The organism is Streptomyces sp. NPDC007917, from assembly GCF_042959105.1.
Lineage (GTDB): Bacteria > Actinomycetota > Actinomycetes > Streptomycetales > Streptomycetaceae > Streptomyces.
This window is the reverse complement of the sequence record NZ_JBIBKK010000021.1, coordinates 36,103-58,702: the sequence shown is the minus strand read 5'-3', so window position 1 is coordinate 58,702 and position 22,600 is coordinate 36,103. Positions and strand designations below refer to the sequence as shown.

Below are 22,600 nucleotides of genomic sequence, written 5' to 3'. Positions count from 1 at the left end.
GGCCCGGCCCGGGTCAGCCAGTGCCGTCGCGGGGGTCGGGGCCGTAAAGCCGTACGGTGATGCTGATCCGCAGGCCGAGCCGGAGCTGGTCGTTGTCGCGCAGGGGGGTGCGGACGCCCGGCATGAGCTTGGCGCCGTTGATGAACGTGCCGTTGTGGCTGCCCTCGGGGGGCTCCTCGGCCCAGGCGCTCCCGTCCGGTGCCACCGTGATCGACACATGGCGGCGGGAGACCTTCGGCCGGTCGGCGAAGAGCGCGGCGGTGTCCGGAGCCCAGTCCGGGTGACGGCCCAGGGTGAGCGGCGGGCCGGGGCCGTGTCTGAGCTCCAGACAGGGGTCGGTGCAGACCAGCAGCGCATGGGTGCGGGTGCGGTCGCAGGAAGTGCAGTGGGGGTCCCGAGGGGTGACCGGCGCACCGCAGTTCCAGCAGGGTGTGGATTGCTCGACCCCGGGTCTGGGCGCCGGTGTCGGTGTCGGTGTCGGTGTCGGCTCCGGGTCCTGTTCCTGGTCCTGGTCCGGTCCCGGTTCCTGTCCGGGCCCCTGGCCCTGCCCCTGCTCCTCCTCGTCGTCCTCGTCCCCGGCCTCGGGAACGCGCACCCAGGAGTCCCTGCTCACCGGCCACCATCCCGTACCACCCGCAGGTCCAGGGCCACCGTCCCGTCGGCGGCCGGACGTACGCCGGTGACGGTGACCACCGTGCCCGCCAGCGCCTCCTGGTCGAAGAGCGCGCGGGCCAGCGGGTTGATCAGATGGGTCTCCAGCAGCATGCCGATGCCCCGGCCGCCGTTGTCGGCGTCGGCCGTGCAGTAGGCGGAGAGCGCCTGATGTGCCGCGTCGGACAGGCGCAGATGCACCCCCTGCTCCTCCCGCAGCACCCGCTGGATGTTGCCGATCTGCGAGGTGAAGATCTCGGCGGCGACTTTCGCGTCGATGTAGTCGAAGACCACCACGTTGCCGCCGAGCCGGTTCATCAGCTCGGGGCGGCCGATCTCCTCGACGAAGTGTTCCTTGACGTTGGTCAGGATGATCTCTTCCAGCTGGTGGTACGGCATGCCCGGCTCGGCCACCCGCCCCGAGCGCCCGCTCCCTCCCCCGGTCCGCTTCCTGACCCCGAGGTTGGAGGTGAAGATCAGCACGCATTCGCTGAAGTACGTGGTGACCCCCTGCCCGTCCGTGAGCCGGCCGTCCTCCAGCACCTGCAGGAACTTGTCCAGCACGCCCTTGTCGGCCTTGTCGATCTCGTCGAACAGCACCACCCGGAAAGGGTCGTTGCGCACCGCCGTGGTCAGTTCGCCGCCCGCCTCGTAGCCCACGTATCCCGGTGGCGCGCCGAGCAGCCGGTCCACGGAGTGCGGGGCGGAGAACTCGCTCATGTCGAAGCGCAGACAGGCGTCCTCGGTGCCGAACAGCACCGTGGCCACCGACTTGGCCAGCTCCGTCTTGCCGGTGCCGGTCGGGCCCGCGAAGAAGAGCACACCGCGCGGCCGGCTGCCGGGGTGGGAGGCCTGGGCGCCGGAGAGGCCGAGGGCGGCGCGCTTGAGGATGTCCAGCGTCTTGCCGACCGCCTTCTCCTGGCCCTTCACCCGCGAGCGGATGTACGCCTCGCCCTTCCTGATCTGCTCGCGGACGTAATCCGCCTGCCAGGGGTTGTCCTTGACGCCGAGCTGGTAGACCCGCACCGCGTCCCGCATCTCGGCGTACGTCAGCCCGCGGTCGAGGGCCATGCGGGCGCTCTCCCGCATGGCGCGCAGCGTCAGCCCGGCGGTGGCCCGGGCGAAGGTGTCGACGTCGTGTTCGTCCGGCGGCCGTTGCCCGTCGGAGTGCTCTTTGTCGAGGAGTTCCTTGCCGAGGAGTTCCTTGTCGAGCCGCACCGGCCCGTTCGCGCCCTCGCTGCCGGACCTGGCGATGTGCTCCTGAGCGAGCAGCTGGGCCATGCGCCGCCTGCTGCCCAGGTCGGGCAGCGGGATGCCGATCGTACGGACCCGCTCGCTGCCGGCCACCAGCCAGGTGGGCAGGTCGCGTTCGCCGTCGGCGAGCCAGATCACGGGGTTGAACAGCCGCCGTCCGCTCTCCGGGTCCCGGATCGGCCTGGCGTCCTCGGCGAGCTTCAGACAGCGGAGGAAGAAGTCCCGTTCGGGGTCGCTGAGGCGGGTGACGTCGGTGGGGATGCGGGCGGCGTAGTCGATCAGGAGCACCACGCGGTACGGGTCCTGCCGCTGGGGCGCATCGGGGCGCGGACGGACCTCGGGTGTCTTCTTCTGCCGCTGCCCCTGCTGCTTCCAGCCGGTGACGATCGAGCGCAGTGTGCGCTCGGCGTCGGCCAGGTGCACGGGGGTGTCGGGGCGCTGGGCGCGGACGGCCCCGGGGGTGTCCCGGCCGTGCAGCAGCTCGCGCACCTCCTGGGCCGCGGGGCCGGTCACGACGGTGAACCCGTCCGCGATGTCGAAGCGGACCAGCGCCTCGTAGCCCTCCTGCCACAGGGCGTTCCACAGGACCTCGGTGAGGGTGTGGTGGGCGTCGTAGTGCCGTTCCGCGCCGCCCTCGTCGGGGTTCTTGTCGTGGCGGACGAGGTGGACGTCCCGGATGCTGCCGTGCAGCACGTACTGGGAGTGGACGCTGAGGGTGCCGACCAGTTCCTCGGCGAAGGCCGGGAGGCTGCGCTCCCGGCGGCCGGCCGCCGGGGAGGCGGGGGACGGTCCTGTCTCGGTCATCGGCGCCGCTCCTGGTCGTCGTGGTGGCGGGCTTTGGGCGCGGGCCGGTCGTCACGGGCCGACCGGTCCTTCTCGCGCGGGACCGGCCGCTCGGGCGGCTCGTCGAAGACGAACGGCAGGCTGAGGCCGGCCCGTTCGGTCAGCCGCTGCAACTCCCGCAGATGCCCGGAGGCCTCGACGCAGCGCCGCCAGTCGAGGTCGCGGTCGGCGTCGGTCTCCTCGGCCGGGTCGCGGTCGCGGTGCATGGTGGTGACCCGGGCGGAGCCGTGCGCGTCCACGCTGACGCGGAGCCAGTGGTCGTCGCCCCAGTCCGGCGGGGTCCAGTCGATCACCTGCACCGCTCCGGACGCCGAGTGCGTGACCGCCTCGGGCTCCGCGTGCTCGACCGCCGTGCGGATCACCTCCACGGCGTACGCGCGCTGGTACGCGTCGACCCGCTCGCCGACGCGGGCCTCGACCCGGACGCGCTCGGTCTCGTCCGGCGTGCCGCCCTTGTCCAGGATTCCCTCCAGGATCGCGATCTCCGCCGTGGCGTCGGGCAGCGGGCCGGGGACGTCGGGCGGGACGTCCCGGAGGAAGGCCAGCCGCTGGGCCGCCCATTCCTCCGTCTCCTGCCGCCGCTCGGCCTCGCGGGTCAGCCGCTCGGCGAAGCGGGTGGCCTCCCGCAGATGGAGCTTGGCGGTGGAGGGCCGCCGGGCGGCGACCTCCGCGGCGCTGGTGACCTTCTCCTCCACGAACCGGTAATCCGCCGCGGACACGTTGCGCGGGAGCAGGGCCAGCAGGTCGGCGCCCCGCCGCAGTACCTCGTCCTCGGTGAGCGCGGCCGTGGTGGGCCGCGGCAGCGGGGCGGCGCTCCGCGCGTCGGCCTCGGTGGCGGCCCGCTCGTACTCCTCCAGCGCCCGGTGACGCCTGGCGCGCAGTTTGGCGTGCCAGCCGTCGTCGCCGTCGGGGTGGGGCACGGACGCCGGGCCGCCGGCGGCCTCCATCGTGGCCCGTGCGTACGCGGCCTCGGCGCGGCGCAGCCGGCGGTCGGTGTCGGCCAGCCGGCACCACACCTGCTCCAGGCTCAGGCCCCTCAGGTCCAGCGGCGGCGGCAGGTCAGGCAGATCAGGCGGGCCGGGCGGGCCGTCGGGGCCCGGGGGCGGGGCGGACCGCCGCATCCGGGCGCGCAGTGCGTCGCGGCGGGCGTTGGCCCGGGCCGCGGCGAAGGCGGCGTCCCGCCAGCAGGCGGCCGCCTGGCGGGCGTCCAGCTGCCGCTTCTCCAGCTCGGCCTGGTGTTCCGCGGCCCGGATGGCGGCGGCCGCGAGTATCTGCGCACCGGCCATGGTGGCGCGGCCGACGAGCAGGGCCCCGCCGAGCGCGCTCAGGCCGATCAGCGCGGGCATCATCATGTCGTGCAGCTGGTCCATGGCCGCGTCGACCGCGTGGTCGGTGGCGCTGTTGACGGCGTCGGCGAAGTGCCGGCCGACTCCCGTGTCGATATGGCCCGTCAGCCCGGTGTTCTGGGCGGCGTCGTGCGGTACCCCGGTGTCCGGCACCGTGTCCGGGACGGCCTGCGGAAGGGTGCCGGGTTCCGAGATGAGGCCGAAATCCGGAGGGGGCTCCAAGAGATAGGGGACCACGTCGTCGACACTGGCGAGGGCTGCTGCTGAACTCATATGACGTTTCCTGTCCGTGGCGTGGTGGCCGCCGTCCCCCGGCGGCCGGGGTGGGCCCGGTCGTCCCGGCCGCGCAGCCGCGTGACGTAGCGGCGCCAGCGGCGCAGCCGGTGCCAGGTCCACCAGGCGAGGGCGGCCACGGTGGCCAGCGGCCACACCCAGGCGGCGTAGACCACGGTGAGCCACATCAGGCCGAGCGGCAGCAGGAGCAGCAGGCCGCGGACCGGGAAGCGGACGCCGGGGCGCCGTATGAAGCGGGCGGCGGGCAGCGCGCGGCGGATCACCAGCCCGGCCAGGGAGCGGTCCGGGTGGTAGAAGGGGCTGCCGATGCGGTACGCCGCCCACATCTCCAGCGCCGGGACGGCCGCGGCCGCCGGGAGGGCCAGCATCCAGGCCGCCGGCACGCTGCTCTGCGCGGCCCATCCCGCGAGGTCGCTCATCCCGATCATGACGATCCAGGGGCAGACGAGGACCATGGCCCCGCCGAGGGCCCAGCCGAGCGTGGGCAGCATGTCCTGTCTGCGTACCCACAGCGTGGCCACGTCCAGGTCGCGCTCGATGCGCAGGGCGGCGCGCTCTTCGTCGATCCGGCCCTGTGCCTCGTCCGACTCCCGCGCGGCGAACCCGGCCAGCCACTCGGCCAGCTGCAGCCGCACCAGGTCGTCGGGGTCGCGCACCAGCCGGCCGTACCAGGCCACGGGCTGCGGCAGCTCGGCCCTCAGGCGGGCGGTCCGGTCCCGGAGCCGCCGCCCGTGTGCCTCGGGGGCCGCGGCGAGCGACAGGAGCGCGGTGAGCCGGGTGCGGTCGAGCCGGGTGGCGGCGCGCACCTCGGCCCGCGAGGCGCGCAGCAGCGGCGACTCCTCGACCACCTGCTCGACGGTGTGCTCCCAGCGGGACCGGGCCGTCAGCCACCGCTGGTGCACCTCGCGGAGCCCTTCGCCGCCCGGCCGCGTCTCCAGCAGCGGCAGGATGGTGTGGTCCTGCAGGTCCTTGACGACGGAGAGGGCGAACTCGTCCCCGCGCCCGGCCGCCCGCAGCAACTCCCGCAGCCCGGCCGGGTCGAACGGCACCCCGCGGTAGGAGGCGTCGAGCGTGGGGCCGAGCCAGGAGATCAGGCGGACCAGCGCGGCGGGACCCGGTTCGTCCTCCAGGAGGACGAGCAGCGCGGCCAGTTCGTCGGCGTCGAAGCCCGGCCTGTCCTCGAACTGGCGCAGCCAGCGGGTGAACTCCCCTCGGGCGCGCCGCCGGCCCAGGGTGTGCCGGGCCTGCCGCCAGTTCTCGCTGAACGCCCTGGCCAGCTGCTTCGGGCGGGTGTACTGCTCGCCGAGGAACGCGAACGGCTCGATGTCCGGGTCCTCGGCCGGGTCCGACGCACCGGGGGCGGTGCCCTCCTCCCAGGGGGCGAGCGGCGGCGCGCCGCCCACCAGCCACTGCGCCACCTCGTCGGTCCCCCAGCGGTGTTCGGGGTCGCGGGTCAGCAGCCCCTTGCAGAGCAGCAGCAGCCGGGCGTCGGTGACCAGCGCCAGGTCCGGCGCGCGGGAGCTGATCTCCTCCCGGACGAAGTCGTTGTCGGTGAACGGGACGGGGTGCCGTCCGCCGGCCATCTCGGCCACGATCATCCCGAGCGACCACCAGTCGGCGGGCGGGTGGATGAGCTGGTTGCGCAGCGACGCCTGCGGGGACATGTAGAGCGCGGTGCCGACCCAGCGCTCGCTGCGGGTGTAGCGCTCGGCGGGCTCGTACGCGGAGACGGCGAAGTCGACGAGGACCAGGTCCGGGGCGTTCGGGGCGTCCGGGTCGAGGCTGCCGAGCACGACGTTGGCCGGGCTGAGGTCCCGGTGCACGATGTTCAGCTCGTGCAGGGTCGTCAGGGCCTCGTGCAGCTGCTCGACGACGCGGTGGATGAGCGCGGGGTCGACGGGGCCCGGGTTGTCCTTGAGATATCTCGCCAGGTCGGTCTCGCCGTAGGACGGGGCCAGGTCGTACGGATGGCCGTCCGCCCCCGTGTCGTCGGTCTCGGTGAAGTGGGTGAGGTGCCGGCGCGGGCGGTCGCCCAGCAGCTCCCACACCGTGCGGTCCGGGCCGTGCCCGCGGTGGTACCACTTGAGGATGTGGGTGCCGCGGTCGTCCTCGACGCGGTAGACGGCCGCCTGGTACGGATGCTCGGGGCGGCGCAGCACGGCCCGCAGCCGGAACCGGTCGCGCAGCGAGAGCGGCAGCAGCGAGGTGTCCCCGCGCAGGTCGCGTCCCCCGTGCGCGACCTGCGCGGATGCCTCCCCGGGGAGCTCGGCCTCGGTGGGCGCCGCGGCGGCCGAGGCGGTCGGCGGTGGCTCCGGAGGCGGCGGCTCCTCGTGTTCGGTGGGCGGTGGCCCGGCGTTGTGTTCCTGGTACTCGTCGGGGGTGCTGTGTTCTCCGGCGGAGGCGTGTTTCTCGTCTTGTTCGTCTTGTTCGTGGTCTTCGTATTCCGTGGCGGGCGGGTCCTCGAGGGGCTGGGTCATGTGGGTCACCTCGTACGTGGGCGGATGTGGTCTCCGTCGATCAAGAAAGTCATGGCCCCGGAATTCGGAAATGTGTTCCCGTGCGGCCGGGAATTGAATGATTTCCTCTTCCGTCGGCCGTCGTTAGCCTGGTGACCATGAGTCAGGAGCCATTGCCATCACATCTGCCCACATACGATCAACTCCTGAACGAACTGAAAAACATCCGCAGGCCGGGACTGGCCGACCTGCGCAGAACCGATCGGCCGGCGCTGCGCGCGGCAGCCTTGGCGGGTGGCTTCTGTGATGGCCCCGACGACGCCCCCGCCGGTATCGAAGCCCTGCTCAAGGAGGCCGTCCGGCGGCTCGGGGAGAACGGTGTGCTGGGCCGCGCCGCGGCCCACACCTTCGGGCTGCTCCCCGACCGCCGGGGCGACCCCGCCTCCGACCGCCGCAAGCTGGCCGCCGCGGTGTACGGGGTCAGCACCGAGGGGTTCCGCAAACGGCAGGAACGCGAGGTGATGGAGCAGCTGGCCGAGGCCGTGCTGACCGTCCTGCGGGAGCGGCTCGGCCTCCCCGGCGGGCAGCCGCCGGCCGGCCCGCCGCCCTCCGAGGGGCCGGGTGGGTTGAGTGGGCCGGGTGGGCCGGGCGGGTTGAGTGGCCAGAGCGGGCCCGGCGGCCAGGGCGGGCCTCGGGGGCCGGTCAGGCAGGGTGGCGGGGCCGGTCAGGAGCCTCCGCTGCGGGTCGACGGCGTGCCGGTGGACGCGCGTAGCACCCTCACCGTGCATGTCTCGCCCATCGAGCTGCTGCGGGACATCGAGGTGCTGGTCTCCTCGGAGAACGTCTACCTGGAGATGTCGAAGACCTTCCGCCCCACCGTGTCCGGCGCGCTGCGCCTCGCCGCCGCCGTACGCGACCCGGCCGGGGAGATCGTCGAGGACGTGCTCGCCCGCGAACTCGCCGCCTGGCTGCGCGCCCATGGCCGCCCCGGCCTGCCGGTCCGACCGGGCACGGTGGTCCCCACGTCCCCGGGGGCGCTCGCCGCGCGCGGCGTCCGGCGGATCTACCACGCCGCGGTGGCCATGCCGGAGGAGGACACCTACCACGTACGCCCGGAGAGCATCGCCCGCGCGGTCGGCGCGTGCTTCGCGCTCGCCCGCGCGGAGCGCGACCGCTACCAGCCCGCCCTGTCGTCCATCTGCTTTCCGCTCCTGGGCGCGGGCCGGGGCGGCCTGTCGCCGGCGGTCAGCGCGACCTGGCTGCGCTGGGCGATCCGCGACGAACTCGCCCGGGACGCCCACTGGCGGGTGCATCTGGTGGTCAGGACCCGGGAGATAGCCGAAGCCGTGGGCGCGCTGTAACCGCCACGCGGGCCCTACCGCCGCCGGCCGCCGTTCAGGGCCGCCAGCTGGGCCCCGTGAGGCGGACCCCCGCCTGTCGCAGGCGGCGCTCCAGCGCCGCCAGTTCGCCGCGTCGCGGCACTCCGTAGAGCCGCACATCGCCCTCCCCCTCGACCACTTGCAGACGGGATCCGCTCGCCGTCCGGGCCAGATGCGCCTGGTAGCGCGCCCGCCCCAGTGCCGTACGCGGCAGCATGCGCTGGTTCGCCGAGCCGCGCCACACCAACTCGGTGGGCTCGGCCACCCGGAAGCGTCCGGTCACCACGACATCCGCGTGGCGGACGGCGGTGGAGCGCGCCGCGTCGCGCTCCACTTCCTCCTCCTCGTATCCCGTGTAGAGCAGGAAGTCGATCTCGCGGCCGGCCGCCGGGCCGCCCGGCGCCACCGCCTCCGCGCGGGCCTCGGCCGCTCCGGCCAACAGGGCGGCCAGCCCGCCCGGTTGGTCGAGCGGTTCGCCGCCGCTGACCGTCAGCCCGTCGGCTCCCTGCCGCAGCGCCGCGCGCCACAGCGCGAGGAGGGACGCGACCGTGCGGGAGGTGCCGCCCCGCGGGTCCCAGGTGTGCCGTGACATGCATCCGGCGCAGGCCAGCCCGCACCCCTGCAGCCAGATGCCCAGCCGACGCCCGGGGCCCAGGGTCTCGACCGGGAAGTGTGTCGCGCTGACGCGCAGCGGCAACGGCTCCGGGCCCGGGGGGACGTTCTCCACCGGCCTGCCTCCTTTCCCGCCGTGGCTCGGCCGACGTGTTCCGAATTCCATGATCGATATTCATTGATCGATAACCTGAAGTCCCCGGAACCATTCCAGTATGACCTGGCGTCAGGCGACTACGGGGGCGTTCTCCGGTCGGCTTCCGGGCGTTTTCGGGAGCGGCCCGGGCGGGGAGCATTCCCGGGTATGAGCTGACCGCTACGGTCTGAACAGGTATTCGGCTCGATTGCCGTACCGCTTTGGGAAGGGAAGCGGAGTGCTGCTTTCCGTGAGGCGGCCGTCCGGGGCCGAATTCCACGCCGAGGGAAATCGGGGGACAGAAATCCATGATCAGAACCGACAGCGTCAACCGTGTGGTGCGGCGGGGACACCTCGGCCGTGCCGCACGCTTCAGGGCCACATGGCGGGGGAAGCGCGATGGCGAGCGGGGCGTGCCGCGCATCCCGGTCCGGCACTTCGAGGGGCGGCGCGACGAGCCGCCCGAGCTCATCGAGCCGCCGGACCCGGAGGAACTGCCGCTCCCCGCCTACGTCATGGAGGTACGGACCACCGCCCGGCGGGCCATGGAGCAGATGCGCGCCTCGATGATCGGGCAGGAACACGCCCTCATCAGCAGGTTGCGCGCCGAGTCGGTGCGCGTGGTCACTCAGTACGACGTCCGGAAGGACCCCAGGCCCGCCGCCCTCGCGCGGTACGGCCAGTGGGTGGGCGAGTGGCGCACCAGCGTCGACCGCTGCCGGTCCCATGCGCAGGCCGTCGCTGACGAGGCCAATCAGCAACTCGCGTGCTACTGGGACGCGGTGCGCGCCCACCACCCCCAGTTCGTCCGCCTCGTCCGGCGCCCGCCCGGGGACTGGCTGCCCGGCCGGGTGGAGCTGGACCAGTCCTGGTACCGGCCGGACGTCTGGCTGCTGGCGGACGACGAGGGCGCCCGGACGGCCACGTCCCGGGCGCTCCAGATACTCGAGCGGCAGAACACCCGCCGAGCGGACGGGAGGAGTGCGTGATGACCGCCAACATCCCCACACCAAAGGCGCCGAGGGCACCGAAGACGCGCCGCGCGGCGTCCACCGCACTGGTGCTCGCCCTGGCGGCGACCGCCGCCACGGCCTGCGACGCGGTGTCAGGCGAACCCGAGCGCTACTCCCAGGCGTGCGGCGTGGTGGTCGACGGTTCGGGCTCGGCCGCCGCCACCAAAACCGGCTTCGACGCGGAGGCCAAGCTCAGGGCGGTGCTGAACACCTTCCTGTCGGACAACAAGTGCCGCAAGACGTCCTTCGCCCCGATCACCAAGGTCTCCCAGGCGTCCAAGTGCCAGGTCAGCCCGCTCGACCTGGACCCGGACACCTCGAAGACGGCCGACCGCGACCGGACCCGCAAAGCCATGCGGGCGGTCGCCCTCTCCAACGCGCTGAAGCTGCTGCGCTGCGCGCAGGACGAGGAGCCCGGCTCCGATGTGCTGGGCGGACTGTCGCGCATCGCGCTGACCAAACCGACCGACGACGACTCGTTCGATGTGCTGGTGGTGAGCGACTTCGACCAGGGCGACCCGGACTTCCGGCTGGGGAAGCAGGACCTGTCGACCGCCGCGAGCCGGGCGAAGACCATCGACGCCTTCCTCAAGTCCCACCACAAGCCGGAGCTGTCCGGCGCCGATGTCTATCCGGTGGGGTACGGCATGAAGTACGGCACCGACACCGCCCGGTACGACCGGTTCAACTCCTTCTGGACGGAGCTCTTGGAGGGGAGGGTGAAGGCACGTGTCCACACCACATACCGTTAGCGACGACGAGGAGCCGCGGCGGCTGAGACTGCGCCGCCGCAGGCCCGACTCCGACCGCGGACGCCGCCGGGGCCGCGCGGCCGCGCGCCACTTCCCCGACGGGGCACTGCCGCAGCCGGAGCCCGTCGAGTCGGAGCTCATCCGCGCGGGCGACAGCGACTGGCTGCTCGACCGGGCCCGCAAGCGCGGCGCGGCGGCCGGCGCCCGGGAGGTCTACGACCCCTGGGTGCTGGGCAGCGCCGACCGGATTCCGTACTTCGCCGAGCTGGCCAGCCTGCGCGACCGCGTCAGGCACCGGCTCGCCGAGGAGTCGGCGCGGGCCGAGGAGGACGGCGCGCTGGAGGCCGGCCGGGTGCGGGCGGCGGCCACTGCCGCGGGCGAGCGGCTGACGCGGGCGAACCGGCGGCGCACCGTCCTGGAACAGCAGCAGATGGTGACCACCGCCCAGCTGGACCGGCTGGCGCGGCGGGCCGACCGGTGGCAGACCTTCCGCGACACCGTGCGGGGCAGCTTCGAACGGCGCTGGCTGCGCAACCGGATGCCCCCCGACTGGTCCGACGGTATGGACGGCGCCGACGGCACTGCCGCCACCCGGCACGCGAACGACCCCGCCGCCGACCGCCGCGCCACCGCTCCGTACCGCGACCGCGACCGCGACGACGAGCCGCAGACCGCCCGGGGCCACGCCCACTGGCAGGCCGTCTCCGAGCACGACCCGGCGGAGCGGGACCAGCCCGACGCGACCGACCGGGCCCTGTCCACCAGGGCGGCCTGGGAGGGCGCGGCGGCCCGCCCCGGTATGCCGCGCTGGATCAAGATCGGGGTGCTGGGGCTGCTGATCGCGGTCGAGTTCCCCGTCTACTACACCGTGTTCGAGAATCTGCACGGCGTCGGGGCCTTCGCCAATCTGCTCTCCGTCAGCCTCACCGTGGCCGTGGCCGTGGCGATGATCCTCGCCCCGCACATCGGGGGCCGCATCCTGCGCCACCGCTCCGCCACCGGCGCGGTCCGGCTGTCGGCCGTGCCCGCCCTCGCGCTGATCGGCGTCTGGGCGTACGGGGCCTGGGCGCTGGGCGATCTGCGGGCGAAGGTGGCGTTCAAGGAGGAGCCCCCGCTGGAGCTGCCGGCCGATGTGGCCGCGTCGGTGGGGGACAGCGTCGCCGATCCGCCGAGCCTCATCGAGTCCCTGCACCTGGACCCGCACAGCGTCTCCTTGATGTTCGTCGCGCTGCTGCTGCTCTCCGGGGGCATCGCCTTCCTGCTCGGGCTCGGCGAGGAGCACCCGTATCTCGCGGCGTACCGCACCACCGCCGAGCAGCTGCGGGAGCTGGAGCGGGAGACCGAGGCGGACATGGCCGGTGCCGAGCGCGCCAAGGAGGCCGAGGCCACCCTGGACGCCCGCGCCGGAGCCCGCCGCGCGGCCCACGAGGCGCGTCTTTACGCCGTCGACGACCTGTACGAGGCCGCGGCCCACGCCTATCTGGACGGTCTCGCGGGCCAGTCCGCGGACCCCGCGGTGACCGAGGCCGCGATGCGGCTGTCCCAGCAGTGGCCGCTGCTGCCGCACTGAGGGGTGGGTGACCGATGGAACCGGCGGGCGAGGAGCAGTACATCCTCATCACGCAGTGCCTGCAGAACGACTTCTTCCTCAATCTGGACTGTCAGCTGTCGCTGCCGGAGAGCGCGGTGTCCAAGCTGCTGCTGGACTGCGAGGGCGGTGACACCCTCCGCACGGAGGGCCACCGCCGCGTCCTGCCCGAGGCGGAACTGCGCCACTCACCCCTCGCCCGCTTCCTCGACGCCACGGTCGGCTCCCGTACGCGCGGCCACGGCGACGGGGTACTCCACCTGATCAACATCCGCGACTGGCACATCCCCGGGGAGGCGTACGACCTCGAACGCAGGCAGTACGGGGCGCACTGCGAGGCCGACACCTGGGGAGCGGCGTACATCGACGGCCTCGCCGACCTGCTGGCCCCGCAGCCGCCGCCCGGGGGCGCCGAGGACGGCTGGGGCGGCAGACTGCGCGTCCACCACGTGCGCTCCAACACCCTCTACGACTTCCAGGACACCCCCGCACACCCACCTGGCCCCGGCCACCGCGAGCCCTCCCCTCTGGCCGTGCTGCTGGACGGGCTCCTGGCCGACGGCCGTCACGAGACGACCCATGTCGTCGTCATCGGCGTGCTCACCGACATCAAGATCCAGCTGCTGCTGACCGGCATCCGCTCCCGCTACGACGTCCGGCAACTCGTCGTCTCCGACGCCCTCACCGCCAGCCGCACCCTGGAACGCCACCTCACCGCCCTGGACTTCTGCCAGCGCGTGCTGCGCACCGAGGTGATGACCGGGCTCGCGGAACTCGCCCGGTTCCTCGGCTCCCGCCCGGACGACGACCGCCGGCTCGCCCGGGGCGGCGACGCGGAGTTCGCCGGCTACTCCTCGTACATCCAGGACAAGCAGGGCATCCTCTCCTACGAGGACGCCCGGCTGCGTGACTACCGCATCCAGACCTCCGAACGCCTCAGACAGGCCCAGCGCACCGTCGGCTTCGCCGCCAAGTTCCTGCTGGGCCTCGGCACCTCTCTGCTGCTGACCGCCCTCCTGCTCTCCCTCCTCGGCGTCGTCTTCCCCGGCCGGGTCGGCTGGCAGAGCCCCGCGATCCTCGGCGCCCTCGGCGCCGGGCAGATCGTCACCCTCTTCTTCACCCGGCCCGTCCGGTCCGTCCAGGACGCCCTGGCGGAGGAGACGATCTACCGCATGGTCCTGGAGAGCCGCAGCCTGAAGGTCGCCCTCGCCCGCTACCACGTCACCACCGCGAACGCGCTGCGCAGACACGAGGACTTCGGCTCGCAGTCCGATGCGCTGGAGCGGCAGCTGCAGGTCCTGGAGAAGATCGACGCGGCGGACTTCGAACGCCTCAAGGGCCTCGGCGTGACCCCGCGCGCCGACCAGCCGGCCGGCCCAGCCGGCCCGGGAATCCGGGGCCGGGTCGCCCGTCGCGGCGGCGCGCGCTCAGCGCGGTGACCCTCGCCGCCCCGTTCACTTGCCGGCTTCGGGGCCGTACCACTGGAGTGCTTGGCCCGTCACCGTTGCGATGCATTCGAAGTCCCGGTCGCGGTGCAGCAGAGTCAGCCCTTGCAGTTCCGCCGTAGCGGCGACGGCCAGGTCCACGGCTCCGGCGCTACGGTGCTGTCCACGCTTGGTCAGCGCTTCCTGGACCTGCCACGCGCGATCGTAGGCGCGGTCGTCGACGGGCACCCAGCCGAACAGCAGCCGCAGATCATCGATGGCCCGCGTGCGATCTGCCGTGGAGCGCCCGCTGTAGAGGGATTCGAGCTCGGTGATGGGACAGGTGGCAATGAGTCCGGCCGCGGCGGCCCGGTCCCAGCCGTACTGCTCCGCGTCGCCGCGCAAGAAGCGAGCCACCGCGCTGGTGTCGATCAGGAATTGTGCCGCGTTCACCGCCGATAGTTCCTCTTGTCCTCGAAGATCTCCAGATCGAAGGCTCCGTCCTCGGCCGCGGGGCGACTTTGCAGTGAGTATGAGACACCGACACGCCGTGACGTCGGCGTGTCGCCGTCCCATACTCACTGCAAACTCGGGTGCCGGCGGCCGGGGGTGTGGTCTACTGCCCACCCTGTCCGTTGTCCTGTGCCTTCTCTGGCGGGGACGTCATCGGTGAATCCATCTACGCCGCCACCTTCACGCCGGGGATCAGGCGCGGCCCGACATCGATCCCGTGCACGGCCAGCCACAGCGCCTGCCGACGCTGCCGCCGCAGCCGACGCTCGGCGCGTTCCAGTAGCCGCAGCTGTTCGTGCGCGACGCCGTAGGGCCGGATCAGGGCGGCCCCATGGCCGTCCGGCGGCCCGGAGGCCGGGCGGAACTGGACGATGGAGGTGTTCACGCGCTCCGCCGGCCTGGGTCGCGCGGATGTGTCGGGTACCCGCGCTGTGCGCATCGTCGGCTCGTGATGGTGCTGCACGGCGGGACGGCCGTCGGCCGCGCGGTGACGCCTGACGGCGGTAACACCAGCCGTAGCAGCGCAGCGGCAAGGAAGCCCTGGGTGGTGGCCAACGGTTCGCTTACTGTGTAAAGCAGCAAGGTTGGCGACGGCCGACCAGGACACGAGGAGGGCCCGTTGGCCGGCGAAGCGTGGACCAGTACGGCGATGCCTTACCTGCGGCCCGCCGGGGGTGGCCGAGGCGATGTGTGGAGCGAGGAGGCCGCGGCTCATGGGCGGCGGGGTACTCAGCGCATCGTCCAGGCCGGGGAGGTGTCCGCTCCTGCGGTCGTGGCGCGGCTGCTGGGGGTAGAGGCGGGGGCCGTAGTGGTCGTGCGGCGGCGGATCATGTATCTGGACGAGCAGCCTTGCGAGTTGACCGACTCCTACTATCCGGCCCACATCGCGGCTGGTACCGGCCTCGCGGGTACGGCGAAAATCCGTGGGGGAGCGGTCGCTCTGCTCGCGGAACTCGGTTACGTGGGGAGTCGGGTGCGGGAGGATGTGACGGCGCGGATGCCCGACGAGCAGGAGCGTGAGCTGCTGCGGACCGGCGAGCTGGAGCCGGTGATGTGCCTTGAGCGGGTCGTCCTCGACCAGGACGATCGGCCGATTCAGGCCGATCTCATCACCATGCCCGCCAACCGCCAGCGACTTCGTTACGAACTCAGGATGGGATGACCGTGCCCAAGGCCGATCAGGACGCGATCGATCGGCGGTCGCTGCATGAGCGAATCGCCGCTGATCTGCGGGACGAGATCATGTCGGGCGAGCTCCGGCCGGGCGCCAGGCTTCCCTCGACCGCGCAGCTCAAGGAGCGGTTCAGCGCGTCGAACGCGACTGTGCAGAAGGCACTGCAACTGCTGAAGGACGAAGGCCTGGCGGTCGGCCGCGCCGGGGCGGCCGTCACCGTCCGGGAACACCGGCAGCGCACCATGCGGCCCGCCGCGTACATGGCGCCGGCCGCGCCAGGAGAGCCGTATCGGTGGATCAGCGAGGCGGCCACCGGGCATCAGGCGCGCGGGAGCAGCCGCCTTCTGGAGGTCGCCGAGGTGAGGCCGCCCGCCGATGTGGCGGAGGCGCTGCGGCTTCCGGAGGGCGGGACGGCGCTGCTGCGGGCTCAGGTGCTGTCGCTGGATGACGAGCCGGTGGAGCTGGTGAAGTCCTACTATCCGCTGGAGCTCGCTCGCGGGACGGCGATGATGGATCGCCGCAAGAGCAAGGGCGGTACCCCGGCGTTGCTGGCGGAGCTGGGGTACCCGCCACGGCTCAGCGTGGACAAGGTGTCCGCCCGGGTACCCACACAGGAGCAGTACACCGTGCTCGGCTTGCCGGGGAATCTGCCCGTCCTGCGGACGTTGCGGGTCGTGTACAGCGATGGTGAACGGCCCATCGAGGCCACGGTGATGGCCAAGGCAGGTCATCTTTATGAGCTGCAGTACGAGTTCTCGCCCTCTTGAGCGGCGCCTTGTGTGGCCAGTCGGCTGTTCAGTCCAGCGAAGCCAACGCACTCACCACAAGAGAACGCGCCGCGGCTCCCCGCACAGCCCCCTGCGAAAGCCGGTCAAAGGCTTGAGCGTACAACTCGACTTGGCTGGGTGTTCTGGAGGTGGCGTCCAAGCGTTATTTTTCTCGCCCGTTCTTTCTCGGACCGATGCACAGCACGACCAGGAAGACGACGGTTCCGATCAGGCCGAGGTCCTGCCATACGGCCGAATAGTAAAGTGCGCCCGGCGCGTTGGCCTGCTGCGTCACGCCAAGAGAGATGACGAGCCCGATCGCGGACTTCCAGCGTTTCATGCGGCGGAGCCTGGCACGCCCCTGCGGGGACCCCTCCCGGCCAGGCCGGGCCTGTCCCCCGGGCCCGGCCCGGCCTGGCGGGGCCCGGGCCGGGCGGCGTTGTGAGAGCGGTCAGGAGCCGATTGCCTGGGGGTAGCGGAAGAAGCCGGTCGGGTCGTACTTCCGCTTGACGCGGACGAGCCGGGGGTAGTTGACGCCGTAGTAGGCCTCCCGCCAGTCCCTCAGCTTGGGGTCGGGGAAGTTCTGGTAGGAGTGCTCAGGGGGCGCCCCGGGGAAGAGGGCGTCGTAGAAGTCGTGGAGCCAGTGCAGGTTCGCGGCGGCGACCTCGGGGGAGTCGTAGTCCGCCCAGGAGGTCTCGGCAGCCAGGATGAACAGGTCGTCGCGGTGCACGAAGGCGGTCGCCCGCCTCGGGACCCGGTTGATCTCCCCGCCAAGGGCGAACATCGCGAACCCGGCCCCTTCCGGGTTGCCGCTGCCCGGCCAGTCGAGCAGATGCTGGGCCGCGGCGCTGACCTGCCGCTCGGTGAGGGTTGTCCGGGAGTTCAGGACCGCTGACTTGGAGGCGAATTTCTCCACCGGGGTGGTGGCGCTCAGCAGGGTGCTCGCCTCGGCCGGGGTGACCTCGCGGAGGGCGGCGCAGTTGCGGGCGCGTTCGTCGGCCGTGCCGATGGCGAGCAGCGGGGCGAGGATGGTCCGCAGTTCGTCGAGGGGTCCGTAGTACTGGCCGATCGCGTTGACGCCCGCGTTGGTGCGGATCTGGTTCCGGGTGCGCCCGTGGGTGCCGATGCCGAGGCGGAGGTGGAACCGCTTGTTGTCCGAGGTCTCCTGGGCGATCCGCTGTGCGGTCGCCATCACCGGCAGTACGGAGTCCAGGCTCCAGCCGAGCCGGTAGAACCCCACATCGCCCTGGAACCGCTCGTACTGGAACGTGAACGAGGTGTGCACGCCGAAGTTGTTGCCCGCGCCGCCGCGGCAGGCCCAGAACAGATCGGGCTCCGAGGCCGCGCTGGCCTCGACCACTCGGCCGCTGGCGAGTACGACGGTCGTGGCGACCAGCCGGTCGCAGGTCAGGCCGAACATCTTGTCGCTGAAGCCGATACCGCCGCCCAGCACAAGACCGGCGACCCCGACGGTGGGACAGCGGCCGGTCGGTACGAAGATGCCCTGTTCCTCGAGCAGCGGGTGCAGGTCGCCGTTGGTGACCCCGGCCCCGACGGTGACGGTGCCCGCGCCGTGGACGACCTTGATCGGCCCGTAGGCCCGGGAGCGGGCGGCGCCACGCAGCGGGGTGGTGACGATGTTCTTCATCCGGCTCATGTTGAGCAGCAGGCCCGTGGTGGCCGAGTAGCCGGCGTAGTTGTGGCCGAGACCGGAGCGCGGCACCGCGGGCAGTCCCACCGCGCGGGCCCAGCGGATCGACTCGCGTACGTCCCTCGTGGTGGCGCAGGCGACGATGCCGGCGGGGTGGATTCCGGCGTACCGGTGGTTGAACGGGATCGCCAGCGGTGGGTAGCCGGAGTTCGAGGGCCGGTAGAGGGTGGCACCGGGGGAGAGGGACGCGGCCAGCCGCTTCCAGTCCTGGCGGCTGACCCGCTCCGCCGTCTCGGTCGCGGCGGCCGCGTCGGGCGGCGCCGTCACGGCCACCGCCCCGGCGCCGAGGGCACCCAAGGTGCCTGTCCGCAGTACGTCCCGCCTGTTGATCACTGTGGCCTGCCTTCGCGAAACGGTCGAAACGGTTGAAACGGTCGATGGTTCGGTCGCCTCGAGGTCGACTGGTCAACCGATCGTTCACCGACACGGCCGTTCGGCGTGGAGCGCCCACGGGCCGGCCACCCGAAAGCGTGCGTGGCGCACCGCCTGTTAGCCGAGCCGGAGTGACCTGCCCGGGGCCGGCCCGTGTGTTGTGCCTCAGAGCGTGAATTCGCGGATCACGGTGTTCTTGAACACCGCATGGCCATCGATCGTGAACAGGGCGATCCCTGTGTCGGCAGGGTCCGGGAAGGCCTCGGAGGAGTGCACGTACCGGCCGTCGTCGATGAACATCTCCACGGAGGTGCGGTCGATCAGGATCCGCAGCCGGACCGTCCGCGCGGACGGGTCGAAGGGGCTCCTGCTCTCCTGCCACCGCCCGGAGGAGTCCGGGCTCACCGTGTAGCCGCGGTTGACGAAGGCGTAGTCGCCGTAGATCCCGGCGTCGATGTGCCGCACGCCGTCGGGAGAGCGGCGCAACTGCACCCCCGCGCCCGTGAGCTGGTCCCAGGCGATCTCGGTCGTCAGCTCGTAGGCGGTGCCGGTGTAGTCCAGCGTCCGGTGTCCGTCGACCTCCAGGTCGCCGAGGTTCACCGTGCGGGAGACGTGGGCGTCGAGGGCTGGGACGGGCCGGGAGGCGAGGTAGTACGTGCCGTTCGCGGCGCGCCGCAGCGTGATCTCGCGGACGATCGAGTCGGTGCCGTTGAAGCCGTCGCACTCGATGGTGGGAGTGGTGTTCGCGTAGTCCCAGTGGTTCAGCCAGCCGATCGCGTAGCGCGCGCCCGCATCGAGAGTGCCGTTCGCGTCTCGCTTCTCGAAGGTGACGGCCGCGTACCAGTCCCAGCCGTGGTCCAGCCACTGCGGGGCGGAGGCATCGGCCGTGAAGGTGGTGCCGTCGAAGGCGCCGGTCCAGTACGCGTAGGTGCTCGGCAGCCCGGAGCCCTTGCCGTTGGCGCTCACCCCCAGCACCCACTTCCGGGCCCCGTCCTCGGCCGTGATCCGGAACAGGTCGGGGCATTCAAGGACGCCGATGCCGTCCTTGATGAATCCGCTGACGTACGTCCACGACTTCAGGTCGGCGGAGTGGTAGAAGCCCACCTTGTTGTTCTCGGCGAGCGCCATCACCCACCGGCCGTGCTCTTCGTCGCGGATCACCTTGGGGTCGCGGAAGTCGCGGACGCCGGGGTTGGGCAGGACCGGGGCGGTGCCGTGGGGGGTGAAGGTCCGGCCGCCGTCCGTGGAGGAGAACAGGTACTGCGCCTGGGTGTTGGCGTTGTCGTCGGGCGACATGGTGGCCAGGACGATCACCGCGCCCGCGCCAAAGCCCGCCGTGTTGTCCGTGTCCACCACCGCCGAGCCGGACCAGACGTCGCCGGCCGGGGTGGTGTCCTTCGGCACGGCGATGCCACGGTCGGTGAAGGAGACCAGGTCGGTGCTGGTGGCCAGGCGCCAGGTGGTGCCCGCGGTCGTGCCACCCGTCGAGTAGTCGGGGTTGTACAGGTAGTAGTAGTGGTACTCGCCGTTGATCCAGATCGGCCGCTGCGGGTCGTTCATCCACTGGTCGGGGACGGTGAAGTGGTATCCGGCGCGGTAGCTGCCCGAGCACGCGGCCGCGGCCTTGGGCTTCGCCGCCGCGGGTCTCGCCGCGACGGGCAGCAACACGCCGGCCGCGCCCGCGGCCGAGGCGACGAGGAGCGATCTCCTGGACGGGCCAGTGCCGTTGGGTACGCCCGGTGTACGGACCATGGTGGTGCGGCTCCTTCCCCGACGTCGTCGTCGGGACTGCGGCTCAGTGGTCCGGAACTGTAGACCTAACTCGTTAAAGGTCAACCCTTTCGCACGCCTTGACAGCCTCGTAACAGGGTTCTCATCATCGGGGGGTCACTTTCTCCTAACACGAGTTAGGTTCGTCGATGACCGACTCGCTCATCTCCCGCCGCGGACTGATGCGGTACGGGGCGTACGGCGCCACGGCCGCGGCCCTCGGCGGCGTCGCCGCGAACTGGGACCGCCTCACCGGCGCCGACATCCCCGGCCGGAACGACGGCTCCCTCGTCGTGGCCACCCTCGGCCCCGCCTACGGACCGGAGGCCATCCGCACGCTCACCGAGGGCTTCAGGAAGCAGCACCCCGACATCAAGCTCCGCATCAACGCGGTGCAGGCCGTCGACTGGTCCGACTTCTTCGCGAAGATCCTCACCCAGATCGCGGCGGGCACCGCCCCCGACCTCGTCTACGTCGCCACCGAGGGCGTGCAGCTGTTCGCGCGGCGCCTCGGGGTCCCGCTGGACCGCTGGGTGCGGCGGGACGCCGAGGAGCTGCGCGAGTACTTCGCCGACGTCCATCCCTCGCTGGTGGAGTCGATGATGTACGAGGGGAGCCTCTACCAGCTGCCGGTCGAGTTCAACGCGGCCGACATGTACCTCAACAAGCAGGTGCTGAAGCGGGCGGGGGCGGGCTTCCCGGCGGCCGACTGGACCCGCGACGACTTCACCGCGCTGCTGCGGGACATGAAGAAGGCGAGCGGCTCCCGTTTCACGCCCTACTTCTGGACCAACCGGCTGTGGGGCGGCGTGGTGCCCTGGCTGTTCGCGGGCGGCACCAATCTGCTCGCCGAGTCCAAGGCGCCGGGCGGGTCCTGGCTGTGGGACTCCTTCTACCCGGCCGCCGAACGGCAGGGGCGCGGCGGCGGTTTCCGGTGGACGACCCCGCAGGCCACCGACGCCCGCGTGGAGGAGGCGTACGACTATCTCGCCTCCCTCATCCAGGAGGACCTGTGCACCCGCCCCGAGGGCGGCAACGGCCAGAACCTGGTCGGTGTCTTCTCCACCGGCCGGGTCGGCGTCACGCCCGCGGGCGGCTTCTGGGCGGGCGGTCTGCATCTCGCGGGCATGAAGGCGACGGACTACGACGTCCAGTACTTCCCGCGCTGGCGCACCCAGCGCATGCAGTTCGGCGCCGCCGGCTACGCGCTGCTGCGCACGTCGAAGAAGCAGGAGGAGGGTTGGGAGTTCATCAAGTACGCCGCCCGCAGGGACACCCTGACGCGGCTGTTCACGACGAACCAGACCACCCCGGCCCGCCGCTCGATGCTCACCGAGGCCCGTTACCGGGAGACCGGTCCGAGCCACTGGCAGGTCTTCTACGACACCCTCGACAAGTTCCCCGACACCGGGCCGATCCCCGCGCCGCCGCAGGTCGCCGAGGTCGAGCAGGTGCTGCTCAAGCACACCGGCACCGCCCTGGCCTCCCGGGGCGCGGTGGCACCCGCGCTGCGCCGGATGCAGGGCGACCTGGAGAGGGCCATGGAGCGTGACGTATGACGACCAACACGCAGGCGAACTCGCAGGCGAACTCGCAGGCGAACACGCAGGCCCCGGCCGCACGGCCGCGGCCGGCGGCACCGCCCGCCGGCCCCCCGCGGCCCGGTGCCCGCACCCGGGGCACCCGGCTGCTCGCCGCGCTGTTCCTGGCGCCCACGATCGTCGGCATCGTGGTCTTCACGGTCGTACCGATCGCCGGCTCGGTCGTCCTCAGCCTCTTCCACTGGAACGTGATCGACGACCCGAGCTTCGCCGGGACCGCCAACTACCGTGAGGTGTTCTCCGACTCGACCGTGATGGTGTCCTTCCGCAACACCCTGGTGTTCATGGTGCTCGCGGTCGCCCTGCAGTTGTTCATCGCCCTGGCGCTGGCGCTGGCGGTGAACGGGCGGATGCCCATGTGGCTGCGCTCGGTGTTCCGGTCGGCGTTCTTCTTCCCGCTGGTGCTGTCCGCCGCGTCGATCTCGGTGGTGATGAAGTACCTGTTCAACCAGGACTTCGGGGTCGTCAACTGGCTGCTCGGCCTGGTCGGGATCGCCCCGGTGCCCTGGCTGACGTCGGAGAACGGGGCGATGGCCACGGTGATCCTGGTTTATGTCTGGCAGCAGTTCGGGTTCTCGTTCCTGCTGTTCGTCGGCGGTCTGAACAACATCCCCAAGGAGATCCACGAGGCCGCCTCGCTCGACGGCGCGACCGGGCCGCGCAAACACCTCGCCATCACGCTGCCGCTGCTGTCGCCCACGCTGCTGGTCGCGTCGGTGGTCGGCATCATCAACGCGCTGCAGGTCTTCGAGCAGCCGTACGTGCTCACCGACGGCGGGCCGGGCGACTCCACCCGCACCGTCGTGATGGTGATCTACGAGACCGCGTTCGAACAGCTCCGCTTCGGCCCGGCGTCCGCGGTGGGCGTGCTGCTGTTCGTACTGATCATGGCGGTCACCGCCCTCCAGTTCCGGCTCAGCCGGCGCTTCGTCCACTACCAGTGA

Annotated in this window: 19 protein-coding genes; 9 read left to right on the top strand and 10 right to left on the bottom strand. The window is 71.9% G+C overall.

Annotation, left to right across the window (positions count from 1 at the left end; all coding sequences use genetic code 11):
- Positions 1-13: 13 nt before the first annotated feature.
- The 4 genes from ACFZDL_RS32900 to ACFZDL_RS32885 are packed head-to-tail and all read right to left on the bottom strand — an operon-like array spanning position 14 to position 6,865.
- On the bottom strand, positions 14-613 hold the full coding sequence (locus tag ACFZDL_RS32900) for an FHA domain-containing protein (RefSeq protein WP_353590303.1): 600 nt from the start codon (positions 611-613) through the stop codon (positions 14-16).
- Positions 610-2,709: an AAA family ATPase gene (locus tag ACFZDL_RS32895; RefSeq protein WP_353590304.1), complete on the bottom strand. Its 2,100-nt coding sequence runs from the start codon at positions 2,707-2,709 to the stop codon at positions 610-612. The genes ACFZDL_RS32900 and ACFZDL_RS32895 overlap by 4 nt, the downstream gene beginning before the upstream one ends.
- A complete protein-coding gene (locus ACFZDL_RS32890; RefSeq protein ID WP_353590305.1) occupies positions 2,706-4,367 on the bottom strand; it encodes a hypothetical protein in 1,662 nt (553 codons plus the stop codon). Before ACFZDL_RS32890 ends, ACFZDL_RS32895 begins: the two co-directional genes overlap by 4 nt.
- Positions 4,364-6,865, bottom strand: a complete 2,502-nt coding sequence (locus ACFZDL_RS32885; protein WP_353590306.1) for a protein kinase — start codon at positions 6,863-6,865, stop codon at positions 4,364-4,366. Before ACFZDL_RS32885 ends, ACFZDL_RS32890 begins: the two co-directional genes overlap by 4 nt.
- Positions 6,866-7,002: 137 nt before the next feature.
- On the opposite strand from ACFZDL_RS32885, the gene ACFZDL_RS32880 reads away from it, so the two are divergent.
- The gene (locus tag ACFZDL_RS32880; protein WP_353590307.1) at positions 7,003-8,205 is read left to right on the top strand and encodes an Appr-1-p processing protein; all 1,203 of its coding nucleotides are present in this window, start codon (positions 7,003-7,005) and stop codon (positions 8,203-8,205) included.
- A 34-nt stretch (positions 8,206-8,239) separates the two neighbouring features.
- Here ACFZDL_RS32880 and ACFZDL_RS32875 read toward each other — a convergent pair whose 3' ends face one another.
- On the bottom strand, positions 8,240-8,950 hold the full coding sequence (locus tag ACFZDL_RS32875; RefSeq protein ID WP_353590308.1) for a 4Fe-4S cluster-binding domain-containing protein: 711 nt from the start codon (positions 8,948-8,950) through the stop codon (positions 8,240-8,242).
- 329 nt (positions 8,951-9,279) lie between these two features.
- On the opposite strand from ACFZDL_RS32875, the gene ACFZDL_RS32870 reads away from it, so the two are divergent.
- From ACFZDL_RS32870 to ACFZDL_RS32855, 4 genes are read left to right on the top strand one after another with little or no spacing between them, the layout of a single operon-like run.
- Positions 9,280-9,960 carry a hypothetical protein gene (locus tag ACFZDL_RS32870; RefSeq protein ID WP_353590309.1) on the top strand — a complete coding sequence of 227 codons (681 nt, stop codon included), beginning with the start codon at positions 9,280-9,282 and terminating at the stop codon, positions 9,958-9,960.
- Positions 9,960-10,736, top strand: a complete 777-nt coding sequence (locus ACFZDL_RS32865; protein ID WP_353590310.1) for a hypothetical protein — start codon at positions 9,960-9,962, stop codon at positions 10,734-10,736. The genes ACFZDL_RS32870 and ACFZDL_RS32865 overlap by 1 nt, the downstream gene beginning before the upstream one ends.
- On the top strand, positions 10,714-12,306 hold the full coding sequence (locus ACFZDL_RS32860) for a hypothetical protein (RefSeq protein WP_353590311.1): 1,593 nt from the start codon (positions 10,714-10,716) through the stop codon (positions 12,304-12,306). Before ACFZDL_RS32865 ends, ACFZDL_RS32860 begins: the two co-directional genes overlap by 23 nt.
- A 14-nt stretch (positions 12,307-12,320) precedes the next feature.
- Entirely contained in the window at positions 12,321-13,763 is a 1,443-nt protein-coding gene (locus ACFZDL_RS32855; RefSeq protein WP_353590312.1) for a hypothetical protein, read from the top strand.
- Positions 13,764-13,778: 15 nt separating this feature from the next.
- Here ACFZDL_RS32855 and ACFZDL_RS32850 read toward each other — a convergent pair whose 3' ends face one another.
- Both ACFZDL_RS32850 and ACFZDL_RS32845 read right to left on the bottom strand, forming a co-directional pair.
- Entirely contained in the window at positions 13,779-14,201 is a 423-nt protein-coding gene (locus ACFZDL_RS32850) for a PIN domain nuclease (protein WP_353590313.1), read from the bottom strand.
- A 226-nt stretch (positions 14,202-14,427) separates the two neighbouring features.
- On the bottom strand, positions 14,428-14,646 hold the full coding sequence (locus ACFZDL_RS32845) for a hypothetical protein (protein ID WP_353590314.1): 219 nt from the start codon (positions 14,644-14,646) through the stop codon (positions 14,428-14,430).
- A 234-nt stretch (positions 14,647-14,880) separates the two neighbouring features.
- Between ACFZDL_RS32845 and ACFZDL_RS32840 the strand changes: the two genes are divergently transcribed.
- Positions 14,881-15,423, top strand: coding sequence for a UTRA domain-containing protein (locus ACFZDL_RS32840; RefSeq protein WP_353590316.1), 543 nt, complete (start codon positions 14,881-14,883; stop codon positions 15,421-15,423).
- Positions 15,420-16,202 carry a GntR family transcriptional regulator gene (locus ACFZDL_RS32835; RefSeq protein WP_353590317.1) on the top strand — a complete coding sequence of 261 codons (783 nt, stop codon included), beginning with the start codon at positions 15,420-15,422 and terminating at the stop codon, positions 16,200-16,202. The genes ACFZDL_RS32840 and ACFZDL_RS32835 overlap by 4 nt, the downstream gene beginning before the upstream one ends.
- A gap of 163 nt (positions 16,203-16,365) precedes the next feature.
- Here the strand turns inward: ACFZDL_RS32835 and ACFZDL_RS32830 are convergent, their stop codons facing one another.
- The 3 genes from ACFZDL_RS32830 to ACFZDL_RS32820 all read right to left on the bottom strand — a co-directional run bounded on the left by ACFZDL_RS32830 (position 16,366) and on the right by ACFZDL_RS32820 (position 20,037).
- Complete coding sequence (locus tag ACFZDL_RS32830) at positions 16,366-16,542, bottom strand: hypothetical protein (RefSeq protein ID WP_353590318.1); 177 nt, start codon at positions 16,540-16,542, stop codon at positions 16,366-16,368.
- Between the two features lie 111 nt (positions 16,543-16,653).
- Entirely contained in the window at positions 16,654-18,246 is a 1,593-nt protein-coding gene (locus ACFZDL_RS32825) for an FAD-binding oxidoreductase (protein WP_353590319.1), read from the bottom strand.
- A gap of 204 nt (positions 18,247-18,450) precedes the next feature.
- Positions 18,451-20,037: a glycoside hydrolase family 32 protein gene (locus ACFZDL_RS32820; RefSeq protein WP_353590320.1), complete on the bottom strand. Its 1,587-nt coding sequence runs from the start codon at positions 20,035-20,037 to the stop codon at positions 18,451-18,453.
- A gap of 167 nt (positions 20,038-20,204) precedes the next feature.
- Between ACFZDL_RS32820 and ACFZDL_RS32815 the strand changes: the two genes are divergently transcribed.
- Together ACFZDL_RS32815 and ACFZDL_RS32810 are read left to right on the top strand one after the other, a co-directional pair.
- Entirely contained in the window at positions 20,205-21,614 is a 1,410-nt protein-coding gene (locus ACFZDL_RS32815) for an extracellular solute-binding protein (protein WP_353590321.1), read from the top strand.
- Complete coding sequence (locus ACFZDL_RS32810; protein WP_353590322.1) at positions 21,611-22,600, top strand: sugar ABC transporter permease; 990 nt, start codon at positions 21,611-21,613, stop codon at positions 22,598-22,600. Before ACFZDL_RS32815 ends, ACFZDL_RS32810 begins: the two co-directional genes overlap by 4 nt.

Excerpts from the sequence above, each read along its gene's own strand:
- ACFZDL_RS32895 (WP_353590304.1), bottom strand. The coding sequence starts at position 2,709 with ATGACCGAGACAGGACCGTCCCCCGCCTCCCCGGCGGCCGGCCGCCGG.
- ACFZDL_RS32890 (WP_353590305.1), bottom strand. The coding sequence starts at position 4,367 with ATGAGTTCAGCAGCAGCCCTCGCCAGTGTCGACGACGTGGTCCCCTAT.
- ACFZDL_RS32885 (WP_353590306.1), bottom strand. The coding sequence starts at position 6,865 with ATGACCCAGCCCCTCGAGGACCCGCCCGCCACGGAATACGAAGACCAC.
- ACFZDL_RS32880 (WP_353590307.1), top strand. The coding sequence starts at position 7,003 with ATGAGTCAGGAGCCATTGCCATCACATCTGCCCACATACGATCAACTC.
- ACFZDL_RS32870 (WP_353590309.1), top strand. The coding sequence starts at position 9,280 with ATGATCAGAACCGACAGCGTCAACCGTGTGGTGCGGCGGGGACACCTC.
- ACFZDL_RS32865 (WP_353590310.1), top strand. The coding sequence starts at position 9,960 with ATGACCGCCAACATCCCCACACCAAAGGCGCCGAGGGCACCGAAGACG.
- ACFZDL_RS32855 (WP_353590312.1), top strand. The coding sequence starts at position 12,321 with ATGGAACCGGCGGGCGAGGAGCAGTACATCCTCATCACGCAGTGCCTG.
- ACFZDL_RS32835 (WP_353590317.1), top strand. The coding sequence starts at position 15,420 with ATGACCGTGCCCAAGGCCGATCAGGACGCGATCGATCGGCGGTCGCTG.
- ACFZDL_RS32830 (WP_353590318.1), bottom strand. The coding sequence starts at position 16,542 with ATGAAACGCTGGAAGTCCGCGATCGGGCTCGTCATCTCTCTTGGCGTG.
- ACFZDL_RS32820 (WP_353590320.1), bottom strand. The coding sequence starts at position 20,037 with ATGGTCCGTACACCGGGCGTACCCAACGGCACTGGCCCGTCCAGGAGA.
- ACFZDL_RS32815 (WP_353590321.1), top strand. The coding sequence starts at position 20,205 with ATGACCGACTCGCTCATCTCCCGCCGCGGACTGATGCGGTACGGGGCG.
- ACFZDL_RS32810 (WP_353590322.1), top strand. The coding sequence starts at position 21,611 with ATGACGACCAACACGCAGGCGAACTCGCAGGCGAACTCGCAGGCGAAC.